This is a genomic window from Cecembia sp. (genome assembly GCF_007126775.1).
GTDB lineage: Bacteria > Bacteroidota > Bacteroidia > Cytophagales > Cyclobacteriaceae > Cecembia.
The window spans coordinates 1-22,369 of record NZ_SLAP01000219.1; the positions used below are offsets into that span (position 1 = coordinate 1).

22 protein-coding genes are annotated in these 22,369 nt (G+C 38.2%); 10 read left to right on the top strand and 12 right to left on the bottom strand.

The features are described from left to right. The 4 genes from QZT73_RS14515 to lysA form a co-directional block, all read right to left on the bottom strand. Positions 1-1,467, bottom strand: a 1,467-nt coding sequence (locus QZT73_RS14515; RefSeq protein ID WP_291788890.1) for a cryptochrome/photolyase family protein, incomplete at its 3' end; no start/stop codon positions are given. 76 nt (positions 1,468-1,543) lie between these two features. Next, on the bottom strand, positions 1,544-2,572 hold the full coding sequence (locus QZT73_RS14520; protein ID WP_291788892.1) for a type IX secretion system membrane protein PorP/SprF: 1,029 nt from the start codon (positions 2,570-2,572) through the stop codon (positions 1,544-1,546). A gap of 4 nt (positions 2,573-2,576) precedes the next feature. Then, complete coding sequence (locus QZT73_RS14525) at positions 2,577-4,490, bottom strand: gliding motility-associated C-terminal domain-containing protein (protein WP_291788894.1); 1,914 nt, start codon at positions 4,488-4,490, stop codon at positions 2,577-2,579. A 333-nt stretch (positions 4,491-4,823) separates the two neighbouring features. Continuing rightward, the gene (gene lysA / locus QZT73_RS14530; RefSeq protein ID WP_291788896.1) at positions 4,824-6,056 is read right to left on the bottom strand and encodes a diaminopimelate decarboxylase; all 1,233 of its coding nucleotides are present in this window, start codon (positions 6,054-6,056) and stop codon (positions 4,824-4,826) included. Between the two features lie 225 nt (positions 6,057-6,281). On the opposite strand from lysA, the gene QZT73_RS14535 reads away from it, so the two are divergent. Genes QZT73_RS14535 through QZT73_RS14545 form a run of 3 tightly spaced genes read left to right on the top strand, consistent with a single transcriptional unit; the run spans position 6,282 to position 9,912 of the window. Continuing rightward, positions 6,282-7,970: a HAMP domain-containing sensor histidine kinase gene (locus tag QZT73_RS14535; RefSeq protein ID WP_291778839.1), complete on the top strand. Its 1,689-nt coding sequence runs from the start codon at positions 6,282-6,284 to the stop codon at positions 7,968-7,970. Continuing rightward, complete coding sequence (locus QZT73_RS14540) at positions 7,967-8,659, top strand: response regulator transcription factor (RefSeq protein WP_291778836.1); 693 nt, start codon at positions 7,967-7,969, stop codon at positions 8,657-8,659. The genes QZT73_RS14535 and QZT73_RS14540 overlap by 4 nt, the downstream gene beginning before the upstream one ends. Beyond that, positions 8,656-9,912, top strand: coding sequence for an exo-alpha-sialidase (locus QZT73_RS14545; protein ID WP_291778834.1), 1,257 nt, complete (start codon positions 8,656-8,658; stop codon positions 9,910-9,912). Before QZT73_RS14540 ends, QZT73_RS14545 begins: the two co-directional genes overlap by 4 nt. Before the next feature lie 4 nt (positions 9,913-9,916). On the opposite strand, the gene QZT73_RS14550 is transcribed toward QZT73_RS14545, so the two are convergent. Continuing rightward, a complete protein-coding gene (locus QZT73_RS14550) occupies positions 9,917-10,747 on the bottom strand; it encodes a hypothetical protein (RefSeq protein ID WP_291788897.1) in 831 nt (276 codons plus the stop codon). Positions 10,748-10,920: 173 nt separating this feature from the next. Next, on the bottom strand, positions 10,921-11,394 hold the full coding sequence (gene rlmH / locus QZT73_RS14555) for a 23S rRNA (pseudouridine(1915)-N(3))-methyltransferase RlmH (protein ID WP_291778828.1): 474 nt from the start codon (positions 11,392-11,394) through the stop codon (positions 10,921-10,923). Positions 11,395-11,608: 214 nt separating this feature from the next. Here rlmH and QZT73_RS14560 point away from each other — a divergent pair, with 214 nt between their 5' ends. Next, a complete protein-coding gene (locus QZT73_RS14560) occupies positions 11,609-12,109 on the top strand; it encodes a fasciclin domain-containing protein (protein WP_291778825.1) in 501 nt (166 codons plus the stop codon). Positions 12,110-12,159: 50 nt separating this feature from the next. Here the strand turns inward: QZT73_RS14560 and QZT73_RS14565 are convergent, their stop codons facing one another. Next, positions 12,160-12,633, bottom strand: coding sequence for a YcxB family protein (locus tag QZT73_RS14565; RefSeq protein WP_291778822.1), 474 nt, complete (start codon positions 12,631-12,633; stop codon positions 12,160-12,162). 170 nt (positions 12,634-12,803) lie between these two features. Here QZT73_RS14565 and QZT73_RS14570 point away from each other — a divergent pair, with 170 nt between their 5' ends. Further along, the gene (locus QZT73_RS14570) at positions 12,804-13,034 is read left to right on the top strand and encodes a hypothetical protein (RefSeq protein WP_291788899.1); all 231 of its coding nucleotides are present in this window, start codon (positions 12,804-12,806) and stop codon (positions 13,032-13,034) included. On the opposite strand, the gene QZT73_RS14575 is transcribed toward QZT73_RS14570, so the two are convergent. Both QZT73_RS14575 and QZT73_RS14580 read right to left on the bottom strand, forming a co-directional pair. Further along, on the bottom strand, positions 13,031-13,453 hold the full coding sequence (locus tag QZT73_RS14575; protein ID WP_291788902.1) for a transcriptional repressor: 423 nt from the start codon (positions 13,451-13,453) through the stop codon (positions 13,031-13,033). The two genes, QZT73_RS14570 and QZT73_RS14575, sit on opposite strands and share 4 nt — an antisense overlap. Before the next feature lie 144 nt (positions 13,454-13,597). After that, positions 13,598-16,132 carry a zinc-dependent metalloprotease gene (locus tag QZT73_RS14580; RefSeq protein ID WP_291788905.1) on the bottom strand — a complete coding sequence of 845 codons (2,535 nt, stop codon included), beginning with the start codon at positions 16,130-16,132 and terminating at the stop codon, positions 13,598-13,600. A 115-nt stretch (positions 16,133-16,247) separates the two neighbouring features. Between QZT73_RS14580 and QZT73_RS14585 the strand changes: the two genes are divergently transcribed. After that, positions 16,248-17,369 carry an FAD-dependent oxidoreductase gene (locus tag QZT73_RS14585; protein ID WP_291788907.1) on the top strand — a complete coding sequence of 374 codons (1,122 nt, stop codon included), beginning with the start codon at positions 16,248-16,250 and terminating at the stop codon, positions 17,367-17,369. On the opposite strand, the gene QZT73_RS14590 is transcribed toward QZT73_RS14585, so the two are convergent. Further along, on the bottom strand, positions 17,370-18,260 hold the full coding sequence (locus QZT73_RS14590; protein WP_291788909.1) for a UbiA family prenyltransferase: 891 nt from the start codon (positions 18,258-18,260) through the stop codon (positions 17,370-17,372). An 87-nt stretch (positions 18,261-18,347) separates the two neighbouring features. Between QZT73_RS14590 and QZT73_RS14595 the strand changes: the two genes are divergently transcribed. The 4 genes from QZT73_RS14595 (at position 18,348) to QZT73_RS14610 (ending at position 21,909) form a co-directional block, all read left to right on the top strand. Continuing rightward, complete coding sequence (locus QZT73_RS14595) at positions 18,348-19,427, top strand: type III polyketide synthase (RefSeq protein ID WP_291788911.1); 1,080 nt, start codon at positions 18,348-18,350, stop codon at positions 19,425-19,427. Continuing rightward, positions 19,424-20,128 (top strand): methyltransferase domain-containing protein, encoded by a 705-nt coding sequence (locus tag QZT73_RS14600; RefSeq protein WP_291779092.1) that lies wholly within the window; start codon positions 19,424-19,426, stop codon positions 20,126-20,128. Before QZT73_RS14595 ends, QZT73_RS14600 begins: the two co-directional genes overlap by 4 nt. Before the next feature lie 21 nt (positions 20,129-20,149). Further along, positions 20,150-21,001, top strand: a complete 852-nt coding sequence (locus tag QZT73_RS14605; RefSeq protein WP_291779094.1) for a mechanosensitive ion channel family protein — start codon at positions 20,150-20,152, stop codon at positions 20,999-21,001. Positions 21,002-21,090: 89 nt separating this feature from the next. After that, the gene (locus tag QZT73_RS14610; RefSeq protein ID WP_291788913.1) at positions 21,091-21,909 is read left to right on the top strand and encodes a mechanosensitive ion channel domain-containing protein; all 819 of its coding nucleotides are present in this window, start codon (positions 21,091-21,093) and stop codon (positions 21,907-21,909) included. Positions 21,910-21,972: 63 nt separating this feature from the next. Here the strand turns inward: QZT73_RS14610 and QZT73_RS14615 are convergent, their stop codons facing one another. Then, a complete protein-coding gene (locus tag QZT73_RS14615) occupies positions 21,973-22,131 on the bottom strand; it encodes a hypothetical protein (RefSeq protein ID WP_291780012.1) in 159 nt (52 codons plus the stop codon). Next, the coding region (locus QZT73_RS14620; protein ID WP_291788915.1) for a GTP-binding protein at positions 22,131-22,369 on the bottom strand (239 nt) is incomplete at its 5' end. The genes QZT73_RS14615 and QZT73_RS14620, both read right to left, overlap by 1 nt.

Genomic DNA, 22,369 nt, shown 5'->3' on the forward strand with positions numbered 1-22,369 from the left:
CATTTTTTCCCAAGTTCTATACATCATTCCTATCCGAGGATTTTTTGATAATTTGTCAGCATGTCGGTGATAAAAATGCCAATAAAGACTATTGAATGGACAGGCTTTATCTCCGGTCTTTTCTTGCTTCTTGTAGTGACAGCCTTTACAATAGTCACCCATTTTATCAATATAATTGGCTGAACTGACGTAAGGCTTAGTACCCACTATTCCGCCATCCGCGAATTGACTCATTCCTCTTGTATTTGTGATTTCTACCCATTCAATGGCATCAATGTAGATTCCCAAATACCAGGCATCAACTTCATCAGGATGGATTCCGGCCAAAAGTGCAAAATTTCCTGTCACCATGAGTCTTTGTATATGATGCGCGTAGGCTTTTTCCAAAGACTGGCCTATGGCATGCCGAAGGCAGTTCATTTTTGTCTTTCCTGTCCAAAAAAATTCAGGAAGTTTTCTTTGGTGATCAAAATAGTTTAGCCCGGCATATTCCGGCATTTTATCCCAGTAAACACCCCTCATGTATTCTCTCCATCCTATGATCTGCCTGATAAAACCTTCAGCCTGGGCAATGCCAATGCTGTCCTGATTTTCAAGCCAATACTTTTCTACTTTTTCTACCAACTCCAATGGGCTTATCATTTTACTATTCAATGCAAAGCTCAATCTACTGTGAAAAAGGAATGGATCACCCGTATACATCGCATCCTGATAAAGCCCAAAATACGGCAGTAACTGTTTACAAAAATAATCCAGTACTTCCAAACTCTCTTCTCTTGAGGCCGGCCACTCAAACGCATCTTCCTGAATTTCGCCTATAGTTTGGATTTTTTGGGTTTTAATTAAATTGACCAAATCACTAACATCCTTTGGATGTGTCTTTGCTGGTTTTAATAAGTGAAGGTCTTTTAGCTTATCTCTGTTTTCATGGTCATAGTTCCATTTACCTGTAAGCGGCTCGGTTCCGTCCATTAAAATCGAAAACTTTCTTCTCATTTCCCTGTAAAAGGACTCCATCAAGTAAGTCTTTTTACCCTTGAAAAAATTACCTAAAAATTCCCTATTACACAAAAAATGTTCTGTATCATAAACCCTAACCTGGCAGGTGGAATATGCAGAGAATTTGCTTAATTGCTCATCTAATCTGTGCTCATCGGGCAATTGGTATGCAAAAAGATCGATTCCATTTTCTTTGATAATTCTTGTAAGATTTTTATCGAGATTTTGTTCGTTATCCGGATGATCCAGACTCAGATACAGCACTCTATGCCCCTGAGATTCCAAGTCATTGGCAAAATGACGCATCGCAAGAAAAAAACCTACTATTTTTTGTATATGGTGTCTTACATAGTCTGTCTCTTGACGCATCTCCATCATAAGGTACAGCACCTTGTCGTTTTTTTCCTTGTACCAACTGTGCTGACTGTTCAGTTGGTCTCCTAAAATCAATCTGAGAATATTTGGCATAATTAAAGAGACTATGACCAAATAATCCCATTTGCCGGGTATTGTTTAAAAATCCTGAAAATTAGTGGCTTTCAAATCAATATTTAAAGCAGGGCAGAATACTCCCTTTTCTTGCTGATTGTTTGGAGTTTCCTGCTAAAAAAGATAAGCGCATTGAGACTTCATGTGCGCCTCCTGTATTAGCCTGCCCCAATTGGGACAAAGTAAAATCATAACTGTAACCAATATCGAGTCCATTGCCAAGCGATACTCCTAAAAGTCCTATCAATGATTCATTGTTGGGCAATCCATTCTTCAAAGCAGGAAGGCCCCTGTACCAAATTCCTAATACAATTGGCTGCAAATGTATTTGTGCGCCAAGGTCCAGCTGTTGAAAAGGATCCTGATGCTTATAATTAAAAGCCAAAATCAACTCTCTTCTATCCTCTGTATTATTCATATAATTACTCATCATGCCTTTGGAAAGGTCAAATTTCAAACCTCCGTGAGCCGATAATTTCATGGGCCACCGGGAAAGCTGATCATCTACGAAAGAAACATTAGGTTGCGTCAAGTGGTGGGCTGAAATACCAAGCCACCCAATCTCATTATTAAATAGCATACCAAAGTGATAATCCACATACCGATGTCTACTGTCAGGGCCAAACAACTCCCCACTAAAATCTCCAACTGCTCCTGTTCCCCTGTCTATTTGGGATTCAAACACAAATTGATTGAGGTTGGCATCCCTAGAAAAAAAACTGGCCTGCCCCCCCAACCGCAAAAAACTTTTTAAGCCAAGTTGAAGTCTATAGGAATAAGCCAAACCCACTTCTGATGTACTTAATCCGGCCATAGTCTCGTTCATACCGTTTACAATTAGGCCTATTCCTGAATTAAGATTGAAAAAATAATGATCAAAATACGCCGAATAAGCATTCAGGCTATGGTCTAATCCCGGCCATTGATTCCGATAGTTGACACCAAAACGGGTCATTTCAGAAGATCCTGCAAAAGCTGGGTTCAGAAATATGGGAGCTGCATAAAATTGGGAAAACTGAATATCCTGAGCCCTCAGCAAATTGAATGCTGACAAAAAGATCAATATCAAAAATAACTTCCTCATAAAATTAACGCACTAAAGTCATGGTGCCTGTTTGCTGCACCGTTTCACCACTTATAGTGGTATATTGGATTTTATAGACATAATTGCCTTGAGGCAGAGGCTGGCCCTTATAAGTGCCATCCCAGCCTACAATTTCTAAGCCCCTGGACGTATAAAGATGCTCTCCCCAATAATTGAAAATATCCATTTCAAATTGGGCCAGTCCTTTGACTACAGGTTGGAATAGATCATTAAGTCCATCTCCGTTAGGTGTAAAAGCATTAGGAACAGTGACCCACTCTTCTTGCTCCAAAACATTCACCGCCCTGCTCTGTAAAGAAGAGCATCCATAGATATCGTATGCTCTTAGGGTAACATTGTATTCTCCTGAAGTTTTAAATACATGTACAGGATCTTTTTCCATCGTCTTGTAACCATCTCCAAAATCCCACTCCCATGCAATAAAGTCTTCAGCAATTTCACCTTCAAAAACCAAAGGTTCCAGTACATGCACTTCCTTCTCAGAGGATATGGACAACTTCCTTACATTAAAATCTATCTTATTGGCTATGCTATTATCAAAAGGAAAGGAAACCCTGACTTTCTCCCTCACCTTACAGCCAGCATTATCTAAAACCTCAACGGTGATTTCTCCGGAATCCCTAAACTCGATCTCTTGTTTGCCTTCTTCTCCATTGCCCCATAAAATGGTAAAGGGACCCGTTCCACCTTCAATTCTTACCCAAGCAAAGCCTATTGCCTCACCGGAATCACAGTCTAAATCCAAGGCTGTCTCAATTCTTACCGAAAACGCCTGGGGTTCCTCTATTACAATATTGCTTTCAATCGTACATCCTAAAGCATCTTTGACTTTTAGGGTATAGGTGCCTCCTTTAAGCGTTCTCAGGTTTTGTGTTTTAGCACCATTGCTCCAAGAAAAGGTATAGGGAGCTTTTCCTCCTTCGACTTCAATATCTATTTCCCCATCTTCTGCACCATAACATTGGTTATGCTGAACCCTTGCTACTTTTACTTCTACTGATGCAGGAGATTCGATTTCAAAGGATTTTGTAATTGTACATCCAACTTCGTCCTTGATTATTACTTCATATACACCTTGCTGCAAGTCGTGGATATCTTTGGTACTTTTCCCATTGGACCAGATAAAAGTATAAGGAGCAGTGCCTCCTGTTACTTCTAAATTAATAGATCCTAAAGTTCCATGCATACAGCTGATAGGGCTGATGCTTTCCTTAACCTCAAATGAGTCTGCATTGGATTTGATTTCAAAGCTCAAGGTAGCATCACAGTTATACATATCGATTACCCGAACGGTATAGTCTCCAGGCAATAATTCAACTGCCTCCAATTCATCTTCCAGTCCATGGCTCCAAATAATTTTATAAGGCTCTCCACGTCCAAAAAGTATATTAATTTTAGCCCTCCCATCCGGAGTACCTGAGCAGGATGCAGGCTCAATACCATCCATTTCAACAATCAAAGGGAAGGGGGGCTGGATTACTATTCTTTCCTGATGCTCAACACCCTGGCTATCCTTAACAGTGACAGTGTAGGTGCCTGCATACAAATCATTTCTGCTACTGGACGTATCTCCATTACTCCAAATGAATGTATAAGGAGGTAATCCTCCGGAAACATCAAGGGTTATTTGTCCCCTATCGAAATGATGGCAAAGCGACAATTTGCCAGAAACATTTACCCTTAATCCTTCTTCCTCTTTTTCAAAAAGCTTCAGACTTTGGTCCGATAGATCATATGCCCAATATATTTTTGGTATGGAAACGGCATGAACCTGATGCAGCATTCCAATCATCAGGAACCATCCCAATATTTTCCAAATACCCGACATTTCTCTGAATTTTAACCTTGATTTAGCCTTGCATAAATTGCCTTTTAAAACAATGAATTTGTATTTCATTATTTAGAATAAAATTTTATGCTATTTGAATAATTCAAAATGATATATCTATTCAAACACGTTTTTTGTTAATATATTAAATAAAATACTGAAAATACAAGCTTTAAAGATTCAGGTTTAAAAATGAAATACAGCTCAAAAAAATTAAATTTTTCTTTATAAAGTTCAATATTCAAAAATGCATGAACTTTCTGCTTTTTTTAAGATTTAAAATGCAATCTTGCTTAATTACGGGTATTGGAAATTTTTAAAAAATTGCTGTTCTCATTTGAAAAAAGTAAAAAATAAAAAAACCGGAAGAATGTTCCGGTTAAAGGTGAAATCAGTTTTAATTTATAAACCTATATCTATTTGATGCTTCAGAATATCTTCAAATGTTTCCCTTTCTCTTATCAGATGGGCTTTCCCATCCAATAACAAGACTTCAGCAGGTCTAAATCTGGAATTATAGTTGGAAGCCATACTGAAGCCATAAGCACCTGCATTTTTTATGGCAATGATATCACCTTCTTTTACCTCTCTTAATTTTCTATCTGCTGCAATGGTATCTGTTTCACAGATATAGCCCACGATAGTATAAACCCGCTCCGGTCCATCCAAGGTAGAAATATTGACAACGGTGTGGTAGGCATCATACATCATTGGGCGGATAAGATGATTCAAACCTGAATCTACACCTACAAAAGTAGAGGCAGGTGTAGATTTGATGACATTGACCTTCACCAATAAGTTGCCGGCTTCAGAAACGAGAAACTTACCGGGTTCAAACCATATTTCAAGTTCAGATCCATATTCTTTACAAAAATCCTTAAACGCCTTTGACACTTTAGTCCCTACTTCCTGAATATCTGTAGCAATATCTCCCGGCTTGTAGGCTACTTTAAAGCCTCCTCCAAAATCCAAAAACTTAAGTCCTTTAAATTCTCTTGCCGCATCAAATAGGATCTCAGCGCCTTTCAAAAAAACTTCTGCATCCAAAATATCCGAACCGGTATGCACATGGAGCCCAATGATATTCAGGTCATAAGCCTCCACCACTTTGATCACGTGTTTTAACTGGAGTATGGATATTCCGAATTTACTATCTATATGTCCCACTGAAATTTTTGCGTTTCCCCCAGCAAGGATATGAGGATTAAGCCTAATGCATATGGGAATCTGATTCCCATAGTAAGTTCCAAAATGTTCCAACATTGGAATGTTATCAATATTGATCATTACGCCCAAATCCACTGCTTTCTGAAACTCATCAAAAGAAACACTATTTGGAGTATACATGATTTCATGTGGCTCAAACCCAGCATGCATACAGAGCTTGACTTCTTCTATGGAAACTGCATCTACGCCAGTCCCTGCTTTCTTCATCAATTTTAAAATATTGATATTAGAAAGTGCTTTGGTGGCATATTTAATTTTCATATTAACAGTAGAAAATGCATCTTGGAGACGCTTAACCTGATCCAGAATTTTCTGACCATCATACACATAGAGTGGTGTACCATATTCTTTGGCCAATTGGGTCAAAGCAATTCCCTGCACTTGATATTCCTTATCTTTGATTTCCATGAAACGCGTGATTTTACGGCAAAGATAAGGATAGCCTGAGAAAAAAAAAGGTGGATGCCTGTTGCGCCAATTTTACATTATATCAAATTTTTGCTTAAAGAATCCCAGAAAAATCTAAATTTTCCTGATTAAAATTGGCACAGGGTTCTGACTGCTGTTAAAAATTGTTAAGCTTCCCGGCAGTAGGGGATTATCCTTTAAATTTGTACCATGTCTAAAACCCAAATGAAAATTATCATCCTGCTCATGTCCATAGCCAGTATTGGACTGATTGGATTTCAATATTATTGGGTGAATAATGCCATCCGCATCAACGAGGAAAATTTTGAGCAAAATGTTTATCAGGCGCTTTCCTCAGCTGTAGACCAATTGGAAAAAGGAGAAACCAGTGATATCTTTTTGTCTTATCTCGCAAAGGATACTTTAGCTCAAAGGCTCCTTTTTCAAAAGATTGAGCCAATTGAGGTGATGGTCAGGCAGCGTCCCGTCAGTAGGAGGAGACCTTCGGTAACAGATTCTATGATGCAGCAAACCATTCCCAATGTTAGCCAAAGGTTTCGGCGGCTTGTGGAATCCCGAGGCTTCGATCTTTCGCTCTTATCCGATTTAGATAACTTCTTCACTTACCTCAACCCACAGATTGCTTCATCCATATTTACCCCTGATGAAATGGAGATCCTCCTACAGGAGAGAGAAAGACAACTTCAGTTTTTTAATCAAATGGAATCATTTAGCGGCAATAGGTTCAACAATGAACAGGAATTTGAAGATGTTTATAACATCCCCAGAGATGCTTTAGAAAAGATCCGCTATGCCAATATGAAAATCGAAGCAATGAATCAGGCTTGGGAAGAATTGTTGGAGGGTCAAAAAAATGTTTTGGATAGAATTGACACAACACATCTGAAGGTACTCATAAAAAACCATCTCAATGAAAGAGGAATCGAACAACCTTTTGACCTTGCAATTCTCAACGATCAGGGAAATCTTATACCAGTTGGCCCGCTAAACAATCCGGAAAAGATGATAACAGGGATTCAGGCAAGGTTATTCCCCAGTGATTTATTGGGAAAGGAAAATAGCATTTTGATCAATTTCCCAAAAAAGCAATTATTTATTCTACAACAAATATGGCTTCCGGTTCTCAGTTCCATGCTTTTTACAGGCATTGTAATATTTTGTTTTATATATGCTATCAAAGTCATCATCCGACAAAAAAATCTGTCAGAAATTAAAAATGACTTTATCAATAATATGACGCATGAATTTAAAACACCAATTGCTACTGTAAGTCTTGCCGTAGAAGCTTTGCAAGACCCTGACTTGGTCAATCAGGACACCTTCAGAAACAGGTATATCGGAATCATTAAAGATGAAAACAAGAGGCTTGGATCACAGGTAGAAAAAGTTCTCCAAGCAGCTACTTTGGACAAAAAAGATTTTAAACTAAAGATAGAACCCCTAAACATCAATAATGCTTTGGAAAATGCCAAAGAGCATATCCTGCTCCAAGTTGAAAAAAAAGGGGGGAAGATATTATTTGAAAGTCAGATTAAAAACCCATATATAGAAGGCGATGTCTTCCACTTGACCCATATTATCAATAACTTGCTCGATAATGCGATCAAATATTCCCATTCTACACCAATTATCAAAATTAAATCTTGGGAGGAAAATGGTCACATCATGATAGCTGTAAGTGATAATGGTATAGGAATGTCTAAAGAGGCCGTGAAGAAAATATTTGATAAATTCTACAGGGTACCTACAGGAAATGTCCATGATGTCAAAGGATTTGGCCTTGGCTTGGCATATGTCAAAACGATGCTTGAAGCACATAACGGTGAAATACAAGTAAATAGTGATCTTGGAAAAGGAAGTACATTTACCATTAAACTCCCAAAAAAGCAATGAGTAAAGCAAAACTTTTAGTAGTCGAAGATGATCCCAATCTAGGGGATATCCTTCAGGAATATCTCAGTATGAAAGGTTACGATACAACTCTCTGCCGGGATGGGGAAGAGGGTTGGTCCAAATTTAAGAAAGACAAATACGATCTTGCAATTTTGGATATCATGATGCCAAAAAAAGACGGCTTTACCTTGGGTAAGGAAATCAAAAAAGTTCAGGAAGACCTTCCTATCATCTATCTCACCGCAAAGAATCTAAAAGATGATATCATTGAAGGACTCAAAATTGGGGCCGATGATTACATTACCAAACCCTTTAGTATGGAAGAACTGCTTTTAAGAATAGCTGCCATCTTGAGGAGAACGCAAAAGAGTAGCGAAACTCAGGTTTTAAAAATCTATAACTTCGGGGATTTTGAGCTGCACTACGATGAACAGTATATAAAAAGCCCTTCAGGTGTGCACAAACTCACCTCCAAGGAAAATGAACTTTTACGTTTACTTGCTTCTGAAATGAATAAATTGGTCAATAGAAGCCATGCTTTAAAACATATTTGGGGAGACGATTCTTATTTCAATGCGAGAAGTATGGATGTATACTTAAGTAAAATCCGAAAGATTCTAAGAGAAGATCCCAAAGTCCAGATCATCACAATACATGGGGAAGGATTTAAAATGATTGTCTCAGAATGAAAGCCAATATCTCCAGGATAAAAGTATTTGGGATTAGTATACTTTTTATTGGCATTTTGCTATACGCCTGTGGGGGTGAAAAGTCCTCCAAAAGTGAATATGAGGAATCAGTTCTTAACCTTGGGCCAATGGTTCGGATAGAGGCTGCTGATGCGCACTTGCCCTACCTTTTTACCCAAGAAAATAAGGTGTTTTTATCATGGGTTGGAAAATCTCAGGAAAAAAGCCAACTGTTTTTCAATCAGATTTTGGATAGTCATTTGGGCCCTATAGAGCTGGTAGCGGAAGGAGATGATTGGTTTGTCAATTGGGCTGATTATCCCCAGATTTCTACATTTAAAGATGGTAGCCTATTAGCCGTATTCCTTAGGAAGAGTGGTCCAGGAACATTTTCCTATGATGTTCTGTATACAATTTCCAAAAATTCAAAGGACTGGAGCGAACCAACGGTTTTGCACGATGACAAAACGCAGACTGAACATGGTTTTGTTTCGATGATCGCTTGGGGAGACAATATGCTACTCACTTGGCTGGATGGAAGAAATACGCTAGCATCTCAAAATTCAACTGGACACCATCATCATGGGCAGATGACTTTAAGGGCTGCCATGATCGATAGCAATGGACGCAAACTTGAAGATTGGGAATTAGATGACAGGGTTTGTGATTGTTGTCAGACTGGCACAATTATGAGCGGGAATGGCCCTCTTGTGGTATTTAGAGACAGATCAGAAAATGAAATAAGGGATATCGGATTGGTCAGGTGGATGGATGGCGAATGGACACAGACCCAACCGGTCTCTATGGACCTTTGGGAAATTGCAGCTTGTCCGGTTAATGGACCTCGAATCAGTTCTTATCAAAATGTCGTAGGAATTACTTGGTTTACTGCCGCTAAAGGGCAGCCGGCAGTAAAAATCTCGTTCTCTAAAGATAACGGTAAAACATTCGAAAATCCAATCCGGACAGACGACGGCAAGCCAATTGGTAGGGTAGGTATTGAAATGCTCAATGAAGAATCTGCATTTGTAATTTGGATGGAGAATCAACGTATCATGGGAAGGGTTGTAAACATTTCCGGAAAATTAGGGCCTCCTCTAAAATTGACGAAAACCAGTGAAGACCGTTCAAGTGGATTCCCTCAGATGAAAAGGCTTTCTGATAAACTTTGGTTTGCCTGGACTGTGGAAGAAAAAGAATTTAAAGAGATACAAACTGGATCAATTTTAATTGATGCTTTGAAGTTTCCTTGATTTTTTAGGGCAAATCTTCAAAAACAAGAATTTCCAAAAGGGTTTCCATTTTTTCCTTTAAATGATTGATCCTTGGCGAAGGGTACAAGTATGCTGCCTTAACCAGTTGAGCATAAGCTTCCTGATAGGCTTTTTGATTAAATTTTAGTATTGCATCATTGTAATATTGCAAGCCTGCCAATTCCTTGACATCTATTCTGTTCAAAACCTGGGTATGCTTGACTGAGGGAAACATTCCTCCTAATACGCTGGGCACTTTGAAACCCTCCACAGATGGTGGACCTTGAAAAAACTGCTGGTCAAAATCCGCGACTTCCTTTGCCCCAATTACAAGGCCATTCAAAGGAAAAGTACTTTCCATAACAAAATCAACTCCATTGAAATTCCCCTTCAAATAAACATGTGCATCGGTTTCTACAATGTAATAAGGAATGCCATAACGGTCCAACAGTAGTGCATAAAGTCCGGTACCTGTTACACAGTCATAAATCCCTTCTGCTAATGTATTGGAAAAGTTAGCATGTGTTTCATATTGATTTAAAAGCGATTGATGCGAGATATAAAATATGTCAGATAGAAAACGGACTTCCCCTCTTTTTTTTGAAGCTTTTTTATCTAATCTTTTGACAAGTTTATTCCAGTTTTTAATGCCTTCCTCTAGGTTAGGATGAAGGGATTGAAGCAAGAAAAAGTGTTCATCATCATGCTGTTGGAATAAGCGTTTTTCATTATCACTTTCATAAACTTTAATTGACAAGCTGCCAAAGTCATCCTGTGCTTTGGAATTGATGTTCCAAAACAAAGTTAGGATCCCTAAAAAGAGAAATCTGGTCATAATTATCTGCGTATTTTGCCAACTCATCATTCTAAAGTTAACAATTAATTAACATTAGGAAAAATAATAGGTTATTTTGTTAACATTACCTTAACATAAAAACAATGGGATAGGTTGGCAATTATTGGAAAAACTAAAAAATCACCGAATTACTGCTAAAATTCAATTTTTAATTATTGATGGTGGTAAGGTTCATTTTTTAGAATGGTAAATGCCCTGTACAATTGCTCAACAAAAAACACCCTTACCATTTGGTGTGAAAAGGTCATTTTAGAAAGGGATATTTTATTATTTGCCCTTTGATAAACTGCTTCAGAAAAACCATATGGACCACCTATTATGAATACTAACTGTTTAAGCCCTGTATTCATCTTCTTTTGGATAAAGGAAGAAAATTCCAGGGAACTAAAGGCTTCCCCTCTTTCATCCAAAAGGATAAGATCATCAGACGGATGAATTTTTTTTAAAATCAATTCACCTTCTTTCTCCTTTTGGACCATATCGTTGAAATTTTTGGATTTTTTAATATCAGGAAGCACTTCAAAATCAAATTTGACATAATGTCCCAATCGTGCCGCATATTCTTCTGTCAATTGCTTGATAGCTGAATGGTCAGTTTTTCCTATAGCCAAAAGTTTGATCTGCATCCGACAAATTTAAAAGCTTGTTTTGAAATCTATGGAAAAACCAATTTAATCATTTTACCACCCATCAATTTTATTTAGACAAATGTTGGCTGTTTGTATATAAAAACCACTAAAATGTAAACGAATAAATTTATAGTGAAAATCTTAATTCTCTGAAAAACAATTAGATATCTTTTAAACTTTTATAAATATACTAAACAAACTATTCCAAATCATGAGAAAATTATTTAGCCTTGCAGTATTGGTTACATTTTTTGTAACATCTGCTTTCACAGTAAACAAAAATGCTTCAATTTATGATGAGAATGATATCGTAGATTTAGCAGTTCAAACAGATTTTCTATCCACGCTAGTTGCGGCTGTCCAAGCTGGTGATTTAGTAGATGTATTGAAAAGTGATGGTCCTTTCACGGTTTTTGCTCCTACTAATGATGCATTTGCAAAATTACCTGCAGGTACAGTTGAAGAATTGCTGAAACCAGAAAATAAGCAGCAATTGATTGCGGTACTCACTTATCATGTAGTACCGGGAAAAGTCTATTCAAAAGATCTTAAAGATGGAATGAAAGCGAAAACAGTTCAGGGTTCTGAAATCACTATTTCATTAAAAGATGGAAAAGCGATGGTTAACAATGCAACTGTTTCGGCAGCTGATATTGAGGCTTCAAATGGTGTGGTGCACGTCATTGATACTGTTATCCTTCCAACAATGTAATTCCCTGTGTTTTATTATTGAAAAAGCCTGAGTAAGATCTCAGGCTTTTTTTATTTAATCAATTCTTTTCTTTTGAGGATCGTTTCTAAAAATTTCTTTTCATTTTCCGAATTGAAGATTTTAAAAGGCAGGTGAATATATTGTGCTTTAGACATTTTTAAAATATATGCATCCTTGGTTACTTCTGCGGTTTTGATCATATCCCATTTAATCGGCATTCCCTGTTTGGTATTCAGCTTCATTAGAATCTGTCTGCTATCTATTTCATAGGCCATTTTTTCGAAAATAACTTTATTTTGTTCCATTTGGGTCACACCTGCAAATTGAATAACCCAAAACAACCAATATAGGACATAAGCCAAAATCGCCATGCTTATCCACCACCAAGATGGAATCCAAAAATATCCGCAAGCAATAGCCACTGCTATTAAAGCAACCCACCATTGTTCTTTTAGAATGTTGACCAAGCCTAATTTTATATAAGTTCCTGTCTCTAATTGATATTTCTTTGTTTTTACTATCATTATTAAAATTTATTTAAGTCCGCAAATATCTCATTATATCCAATATTTCACAAATTCGGCGCACTTCCTTCAAAAAAAAACTCCTTTTACATAATCAAATTTGCATCTAATTGGTTAAGAGATTGACTTCTAAGTACAAATGTGTTAACTTAAGGACAAATTCAAATTATATGAGTAGCCTTGTAATCGATTTGATATTGTGCGGTTTTGCCTACGTGGTGCTGATTTACTTTGTGGCTACCATGACAAAATCGAAAATATCCAGAAAAGACGGAAATAGTGATGATGGAGATGGAGGTGTAGAAGACTTCTCCCCACCGAAAATAGACTTGCCTCCTGGTGTCATTTGGCCTTCAGGTTCTCCAAAAACCAAAAAGCCTAATGAGCCTGTTGAGGTTTAACTACATTTATTACATACCCCTGTTACCAGTAAATTCACCTCTTTATTAACGTATCCTTCGGGAAGCTTAATTTTTGGTAAGCTTACTTCATCAATGCAAATGGTGCGTCCGCATGCTTCACATTTAAAATGCACGTGTTCGTGATCGTGTCGGTTATGACTTCCCTCGTGTCCATGTGCACATAAAGCATATTTTGTAGCACCGCTATCGTCCAGTACCTTATGGATGAGGTCAGTTTCAAGGAAAGTTTTTAAAGTACGGTATATAGTGACTCTGTCAAAAACCTCTTTTAAATCTTCCTCCAGATCAGCATGTGATAAAGCTGACTTTTTTTCCATAAAAGTGCGCAGTACTTCTTTCCGGCAATTGGTAATCCTAAGTTGGTGATTTTGAAGAATTTTGACGGGGTTTTGGGCCATTTCATTTCAATTTTACTTAATATGTAAAAATAGGGATAATTTCCTTAAAGGAAAGCGTGCTGCTTTTGGCTTTCATTCAAAATCAAAAAAAGCGGCATGGAACTCCCATGCCGCTTGGATCAAATCAAAAGGAAACATTGTCCATTAGGGTTCTAATATGGCCTTTATCCTTTCTACACTGTCTTCCAAGTGCATTTTAGATACCCTGTCATTGGTTCTCGGGATGGCCACAGCTATTTGTTTTTGTAATGTCCTCAATTCGGCCCGGGCTATTGGCCGGATATCGGATTGAGAGGCGTTGATCTGGGGTCCTACCCTAGACCTGAATTGCGCAGGAACATTTGGCTCATCCCCTGTAAGCAGTAATTCCAATCTTTCTATATGTGCTCTTTGCAGGCTCCTTCGGTGCACATCAATTTTTTTACCGGATGGGAGTTCAGACCAGATCCCTGCTCGAAGGTCATCAAAAAGCTCTACCATGGAATATGCCTTATCCCCGTTAATAGCTTCATTCTCTATTACCCTTCCCAATCTGCCCCAGTCCAAGACGCCATTCAGGGCATTAACCTGAACACTCCTTATTCTTTCAAGATTACCAAAATCTCCGATTCTACTAATAATTTGATCATCCATTAGCCACTGAGGGGTTGTAAATAACTCCCTATTTAAAAATTGTATCGCCCTTTTCTGGGTGGCCTTGTCCACATGTACATAGACTGCCTCAGCTTGCCCCGAAGATTTATACAATTCATATACACCCCCAACATTGGTGCGAACATGACCCATATAACGGTTAAATTGCCCTACTACTTGTCCGTACATTTCATTTAGATCACTGTAATCTTTAAATGGTTTATCATTTTCCGCAGTCCATTCCATAAGATTGGGCAAAATCACTTTCAGGTTTTTGATCCCATATTCGGAAGCCTTCATCGCATCATCACCCAAGTCTTCACTTTGGGAGCTTGGATCATAGGGATTGCCCTGCCTACCAAATCTATAGACAGGATCATTTTGCCTGGCCAAAATCCACTCGTCTAACACCGGTTGCTCATCTTCAGGGGTTTTTGCGTCCAAAATTGGCCTATAACCCCACATGATGGAATATTTGTCATAGGGACCCACATCAGGCATCAGCGAAACCCCTTCATCACCGGGCTGAGCAATGTAATTGAACCTGGCATAATCCATAATGGATGGAGCCGTTCCAAATTCTTTGGTAAATGTAGCGCTTCTCAGAGAATCCACTGGGTAAGCGTGGGAAGCAGCAAAGTTATGGGGAAGTCCCAATGTATGTCCTACTTCATGGGCAGAAACAAAACGGATAAGTCTACCCATTACTTCTTCGCGGAACTTTACACCTCTGGCTTCAGGATTCACAGCAGCCGTCTGGATAAAAAACCAATTTCGCAACAGATTCATTACATTATGGTACCAGCCGATATCAGACTCGATAATTTCCCCTGATCTTGGATCTGAAACATGGGGGCCATAGGCATTTTGAATATCTGAAGCAAAGTACCTGATTACAGAGTACCGGGCATCTTCCGGACTCCAATCAGGATCCTCTTCCGGAGAAGGCGGATCCTTTGCCAATATGGCATTTCTAAATCCAGCTTCTTCAAAAGCAACATTCCAATCCTCTACCCCTTGCTTTAAATATGGTCTCCATTTTTCAGGTGTAGCAGGATCAATGTAAAAAACTATTGGCTTCTTGGGTTCTACCAACTCTCCATTCCTGAACTTATCATAATCTTCTTCTTTTACTTCAAGCCTCCACCTGTCAAGAAATGTTCGTTTGCTAGCCCTCTGCTCATCAAGACCATAATCTATCACTGATCTGGAAAACCAACCTACCCTGCGGTCTGCCAATCTCTGCATCATTGGCTTTTCAGGTAATAAAACCATTGAGGAATTCATTTCTACAGTGATCAAACCTGTACTTCCGTTGGAAGGTGGTTCAGTGGCCGCATAGGTCATTACATATCTGGCTTCCACATTAATCGGATAAGGACTTATTCTTTCAATGTAGGAGCGATCAGCATCCAAGCGGGTAACTTTAAACTGGGTCCTTCTATTTCTGGGCAATCCCAGAGCCTGAACATCCTTGCTAAAGAGATCTGTTACGTCGATCACGACCCCATCATCATTTTTTGCTTTGGCCTTGATATCAAATTTCTGTAAAATGGGTTCCAGATTTGAGCTCCTGACTGCTGTAAAAATAGGCAGGGAGTCTGAAGCCGTATTGCTATAAGATACCACTTTAAGCAAAACATTATCCATATTTCTATCCCATCTAACAAGCAGGGTATTGGTTCTTTCCCCTCCATAACCAATCCCATCTGCTGTCTTTGCAATGGTGGTAACAACCAACATTTCTCTTCCTAGCAGGGTATCAGGTATTTCATAGAAATACTTTCCGTCAATTTCATGAACATGGAATAGGCCTTCTTTAGATTTGGCTTTTGCGGTAATGATTTCATCATAAGGCTTGATTCCGTTTTTAGATACGGCAGGTTTGCTGGCGGCAGGACTTGATGTTGTAGCTGCCACTTGCCGGTTTTTGGAAGTCTTTCTCTCTTTTCTTTGGGCCATGGCGTCATCATTGACGAAGACCATAGCGAAAATTAAAAGAGAAAGAAAACCACTTTTAAATCTCATTTGGGTAAACTTCTTCATTTTTTTACTGTTGGTAATTAAATAGACTTTTGAAAATAACTGCGCAAAATAAGTTATTCTTAAATTGAAATGGGCAAATTTGATAAACGGCAAATCTTATTAATAGAAGGTTTATATGGATAAAAACCATTGGGAAATCATCATCATCGGAGGAGGACTGGCTGGACTTATTGCTGCCCATCAATTATCGAAAGCAGGCAAAGATGTCTTGCTCATAGAAAAAAAACAATACCCGTTTCATAGGGTCTGTGGAGAATACATTTCGAATGAGGTGCGGGACTTTTTAATAAAAGAAAACCTTTATCCAAGTGACATTGAGCCTGCTGAAATTACAAAATTTAGGCTTACTTCTGTAACAGGTAGGCCTGCTGAAATGGATTTAGACCTAGGAGGATTTGGTGTGAGCCGTTATTATCTTGATGAGTTTCTTTATAATAAAGCCTGTAGCATCGGTACAACATTCCTTTTACAAACACAGGCCGAAGATGTTTCTTTTATTTCTCAGGAGGATATTTTTGAAGTTAAATTACAAGGTGGGGATATTATTTATGGAAAACATGTGCTCGGAGCATTTGGAAAAAGGTCCAAAATAGACAAGCAATTCCAAAGGGATTTCATGAAAACCAAATCTCCTTTCATTGGAGTAAAGTACCATGTACGCGTGGAGTACCCGCAGGATATGGTTGCCCTTCATAATTTTGAGGGTGGATATTGTGGCATCAACCGTATTGAAGAGGGCAAATTTAACCTTTGTTATCTGGGTTCCAGGGAACAGCTAAGAGCGTTTGGCAATATTCCGGAAATGGAAAGGCAGGTCCTTCATAAAAATCCCCATTTAAAAGCCATCTTTGAAAATTCCGATTTTCTGTTTGATAAACCAGAGGTAATCAATGAAATCAATTTTTCCCCTAAAAATCCCGTCGAAAACCACGTGTTGATGATAGGGGATGCCGCTGGTCTGATCACACCACTTTGTGGAAACGGGATGGCCATTGCCATACATACGGGCAAATTGGCTGCAGATACCATCCTTCAAAGCAGAGACAGACTTAGCATTGAAAAAAAATATTCCCAACTCTGGAACAATCATTTCAAAAAAAGGCTTTGGATCGGTAGAAAAGTGCAATGGTTATTTGGTTCACAAATGGTCTCCAGCCTTTCAGTAAATCTGATGCGGCACTCTGAATTTGTTGCAGGAAAAATTATGGAAAATACCCATGGAACACGAGTTACTTGATCAAAGTACCTGAAGAATTTGTGTGTTTTCCAAGAAGTACCAAATAAAGAAAGCATTGAGTGCAAGGCCTGATATCCTGTTCATCCACATGGTCCAGGAATAATTTGCGTATTTCTCTCCATTTTTTCGAATAAAAACAAACCAGATACTAAAATAAAGGACCACCGGCAACATGGCCAATAAGAAAGCATAGAAAGCAGACTCCTGGCCTCTGAATGAAAAATACCATGCAAAACTTATCCCGGCGACCAAAAACCAAATCGCTGAAAAGGAAAAGGTTCCTTGGACCCCAAGCTTCAAACTCAATGTTTTGTCCCCTCTTTTGGCATCTTCCTCATGCTGATAGACTTGAGTCAATGGATAAGAACCCCAAAGCATCAAAGATGTAAGCAAGCCAGGAATAAAAACGTGGGACATATTAAAAACATTCCAACCAAAATCACTTAACCCTGCATAGGCCATACAAAAAGTAAAACAGCCTTGAAAAAAACCTGCTATTATCCAACTGGCAAATGCATACTTTTTCAATCTTACAGTAGGATGACTGTACGCCATAGAAATCAAACCATAAACAAGCAGCATGCTGGCAAATTGCCAGTTGATAAGCCATCCCAAAACCAAAGACAGGACAAAAAAACATAAAGAAAGGTAATATAATCCAGTAGAAACTTTTGGAGGAACTCTCAGCCCACCTATACTTTTTTCATCTTTATCGAAATAACTGTTGTATCCATTGCTTGAGGGGTACAAAAAAAGATGCAATGCAAAAAAAACCAATAATAACCTTTCAGGATTATGATTTGGCGTCAATGCCAAAGAAAAAAAGAAAACCGGCATCAAATAAAATGAAAAGGGAATCCTTAGGTGTAACCAATTAGACCATTTAAACATATGAGAAAATTTTATTTTTAACTTTTGGTACTGGGTTATGTTTCATCTATGCTACCCAATTTAGAAAAATAAGTTTAACTTGATTCAATGAATAATCAAATAGTGAGCATCGGTACTGCTAACCCGGGTGAAGCCATTCCTCAGATGACAATCAGCAATTTTATGAAAATTGCTCATGGCCTTGAGGAAAGGGATTCCAGGGTTTTGAATTTTGTTTACCGACAATCAGGAATAGCACAACGGTATAGTGTACTGGAAGATTTTAAATACGATGATCCTGAAGCATTTGTATTTTTCCCAAAAAATCATAGCCTTGATCCTTTCCCGGGAACAAAACAAAGAATGGAAATATTCAAATCATTTGGGTTTAATATAGCCCAAAAGGCCATCTCGGAATGCCTTCAAAATGGAATGACTTATCCCAGTGAAATAACACACCTGATCTTAATCTCCTGTACAGGTATGTTTGCACCCGGATTAGAATTGCAAATCATTCATGAGATGGGCTTTAATACTGATATAGAAAGGTATGCCATTCATTTTATGGGTTGTTATGCTGCATTTAATGGAATCAAGCTTGCCGATAAAATATGTACTGCTGATTCTAAAGCCAAAGTATTGGTGGTTTCTGTTGAATTATGCACCATTCATTTCCAAAAAGAATACAATGAAGACAATTTGCTCGCCAACGCCATTTTTGGGGACGGTGCTGCCGCAGCTTTGGTAAGCAGATCAGAAAATGGATTAGGCATAAAAAAATACAACTCTAAGTTGTTTAAAAACGGAGAGAAGGACATGGCTTGGTCAATTGGTGATTTTGGGTTTGAAATGAAGCTCAGTAAATATGTCCCCGAATTGCTTCAAAATGGACTCCTTCAAATTCTGGGTTATTTGGAAAAATTTTTCAAGCTATCAGAAATAGAAAATTATGCCATACATCCTGGAGGTAAGCAGATCCTTCAAAAAGTAGAAGAAGCTTTTGGAATCGGGGTAGAAAACAACCGCTTTTCCCATGAGGTGCTTAATAGTTATGGAAACATGTCTTCAGCTTCTATTCTTTTTGTGCTTAAAAAATGGCTTGAGACAGATCAAGCATCTGGACGTGTATTGGCAATGGGATTTGGGCCAGGACTGACATTGGAAACCTTGTTACTGGATAAAAGATGAGCATTTTTTCCAAAAGAAGCTTGAAAAAAGAATGGATGGATGACCTTGAGGCAGAAGGAGAGGTTTTGGTGCAGACCTTAAAAGAACTGAAAACCATCAATAAGCTTTTAGGGGGAAATAAGGTGACTACTTCCGCTTTAAAAAAAATTGTCTCAAACCATCCAAAAAAAAACTACATCATAGCAGATATAGGCTGTGGAGGAGGAGATATGATCCGTATCATGGCCAATTGGGCCAAAAAAGAGGGAATCCATTGTCAGTTTATTGGTGTAGATGCCAATCCCAATATCATTCAAACAGCCAAGGAAAACCTAAAAGATCTTCACAATGTGGTGTTTGTTTGTCAAAATGTGTTTGATGAGGCCTTCCTAAAAGACAAAGTAGATATCATTACCTGTACACTTTTTACCCACCACTTTACAGATAGGGAATTAGTAAGTCTTTTTCAGAATTTCATGTTAAAATCTTCCCTTGGAATGGTGATCAATGACCTGCATAGGCATCCATTGGCTTATTACAGTATTCGCTTACTTACCCAGCTTTTTTCAAAATCACCTATGGTGAAAAATGATGGCCCGCTTTCAGTTTTGAGGAGTTTTCAAAGAAAAGAACTGTCCTATTTGATAAAAACTACTGGATTCCATAGTTTTGAAATTGAGTGGAAATGGGCGTTTCGATGGAGAGTAATCGCTTATTCTTAAAATAACCTAAATTAAGTTTAAATGCTTTCAGATCTTGATATTGAACATTGGGATGTAATTCAGTCCAAGCTAATAGATTTATTGTTTCAATTTGGCCCTGCTTTGATCAAAGCTATTATACTCCTACTCATAGGAAGGTATGTTATCAAGTTACTGATCAAACTCTTGAAAAAAGTATTGGAAAGGTATGAGGTAGATCCCTCATTGTCTACTTTTTTCAAGAGCTTTCTTTCTGCTCTGTTATGGGTACTGTTAATCATTTCAGTAGCGACAACACTTGGCATGGAAATGACCTCCTTCATTGCCATTCTGGGTGCCGCTGGCTTGGCTGTTGGTCTTGCACTTCAAGGTTCGCTTTCAAATTTTGCTGGAGGAGTACTGATTTTGGTTTTCAAACCATTTCGGGTAGGAGATACCATTGAAGCACAGGGAACGCTTGGTTCAGTAGAAAGTATTGATATACTCTATACCAAAGTCAGGAATTTCGACAATAAGGTAGTCACCATTCCCAATGGTGCCCTGGCCAATAATTCCATTACAAATTATTCGGCCAAGCCAACAAGAAGGGTAGACATGAAGGTAGGTGTTGCTTACGGCACTGATCTTAAAAAAACCCGGCAAATCATACTTGGCATTTTAAATAAAGATGAAAGGGTGCACGATGACCCAGCTCCGGTAGTTTATTTTGGCAACTTTGGTGACAGTTCCTTGGACCTCACCATCAGGTGCTGGACAGATGCAGCAGACCTTTGGCCTGTCTATTGGGAAAGTATGGAAGCCATCAAAGAAGCATTTGAAAATAATGATATCGAAATACCATTTCCACAGCGAGTGGTTTACCACCATTATCCTGAAGGGAAACAACCTGAATAAGCCTTGGAGCTGGTTGATGAGGTTTGTTTAAAATTTATAAAAATCGTAAATTCATAGTTTGAATATCTTTTAATCTTAAATTTCCAGTTATGAATTTTGATTTAACACAGATTACGGAATTGATTGTTGCCTATGCTCCAAGGGTACTTGGCGCAATTATTACACTTGTTGTTGGTTTTTGGATAGCAGGTTTAATAGCCCGAAAGGCCAAAGGTTTGATGGATAAGAATAATGTGGACAAAACCTTGGTTCCATTCATTTATTCATTGATCAATATCACCATCAAAGTTTTGGTACTTTTCAGTGCCGCTTCCATGTTTGGAATCGAGGTGACATCTTTCATTGCTATATTTGGCGCATTGGCATTTGCCATTGGATTGGCACTTCAAGGCAACCTCAGTCATCTTGCGGCAGGGATTCTAATTTTATTCTTCAAGCCTTTTAGGGTAGGTGATTTTATAGTAACCAATGGCTATTCAGGTACAGTCAAAGAAATCCAGATTTTCAATACCATACTTACTACTTTGGACAATAGGATTATCATTATACCAAATGGGGCTATTTCCTCTAGCCCATTGGAAAATTTAACTGCCAATGCCTCCAGGAAAGTACCTATGACTTTTGGTATAGGTTATAAAGACGATATTGATAAAGCAAGGACTGTACTTCAACAAGTCGCAAAAAGTTGTGAATTGATAGATCATAGCCAGCCTATAGATATTTTGGTCACTGAACTTGCAGACTCATCGGTGAATTTTGCGGTTAGACCATGGTGCAAAACGGAAGATTACTGGGGAGTTTATTTTTATATGCAGGAAAATGTCAAAAAAGCATTTGACAAAGAAGGAGTTGGTATCCCTTTCCCGCAAAGAGATGTGCACCATTATTATCCGGAAGGAAAAAAATAAAGCGAAAAGATAAAAATAAAAAGGCCGGCAATTACCGGCTTTTTTTCATTCTGAATCTCACTATCAGTCTTTACCTGATTTACCGTCCTTTTTTTTTCTTCCTGAAGCACAGCCCAAATTATGTTTTAGATCAATTTCTTCGGGAAATCCCCCAAATCCTTCACTAAAATCCCATTCTTTGGCTTCTTCCTTTTTTATTTTAGCAATTTTTTGTTTCTTCATCAGATAGGCCAATTATCAGTAAACTTTTCCCCATTCAAAAAATCGGCCAATTCATATTTATTTAAAAGACAGGATTCTAATTCAGAAGTAATCTGTTCACTATCCAAATCCTGCCCAATAATTACCAATTCATTAAGTCTATCTCCAAAGTGCTTGTCCCATTTTGATTCTATATACTCCTGGTTTTCCACATAAGAAGGATAATACATTCTTTCTTTAAAAGACATACTTGCCCACC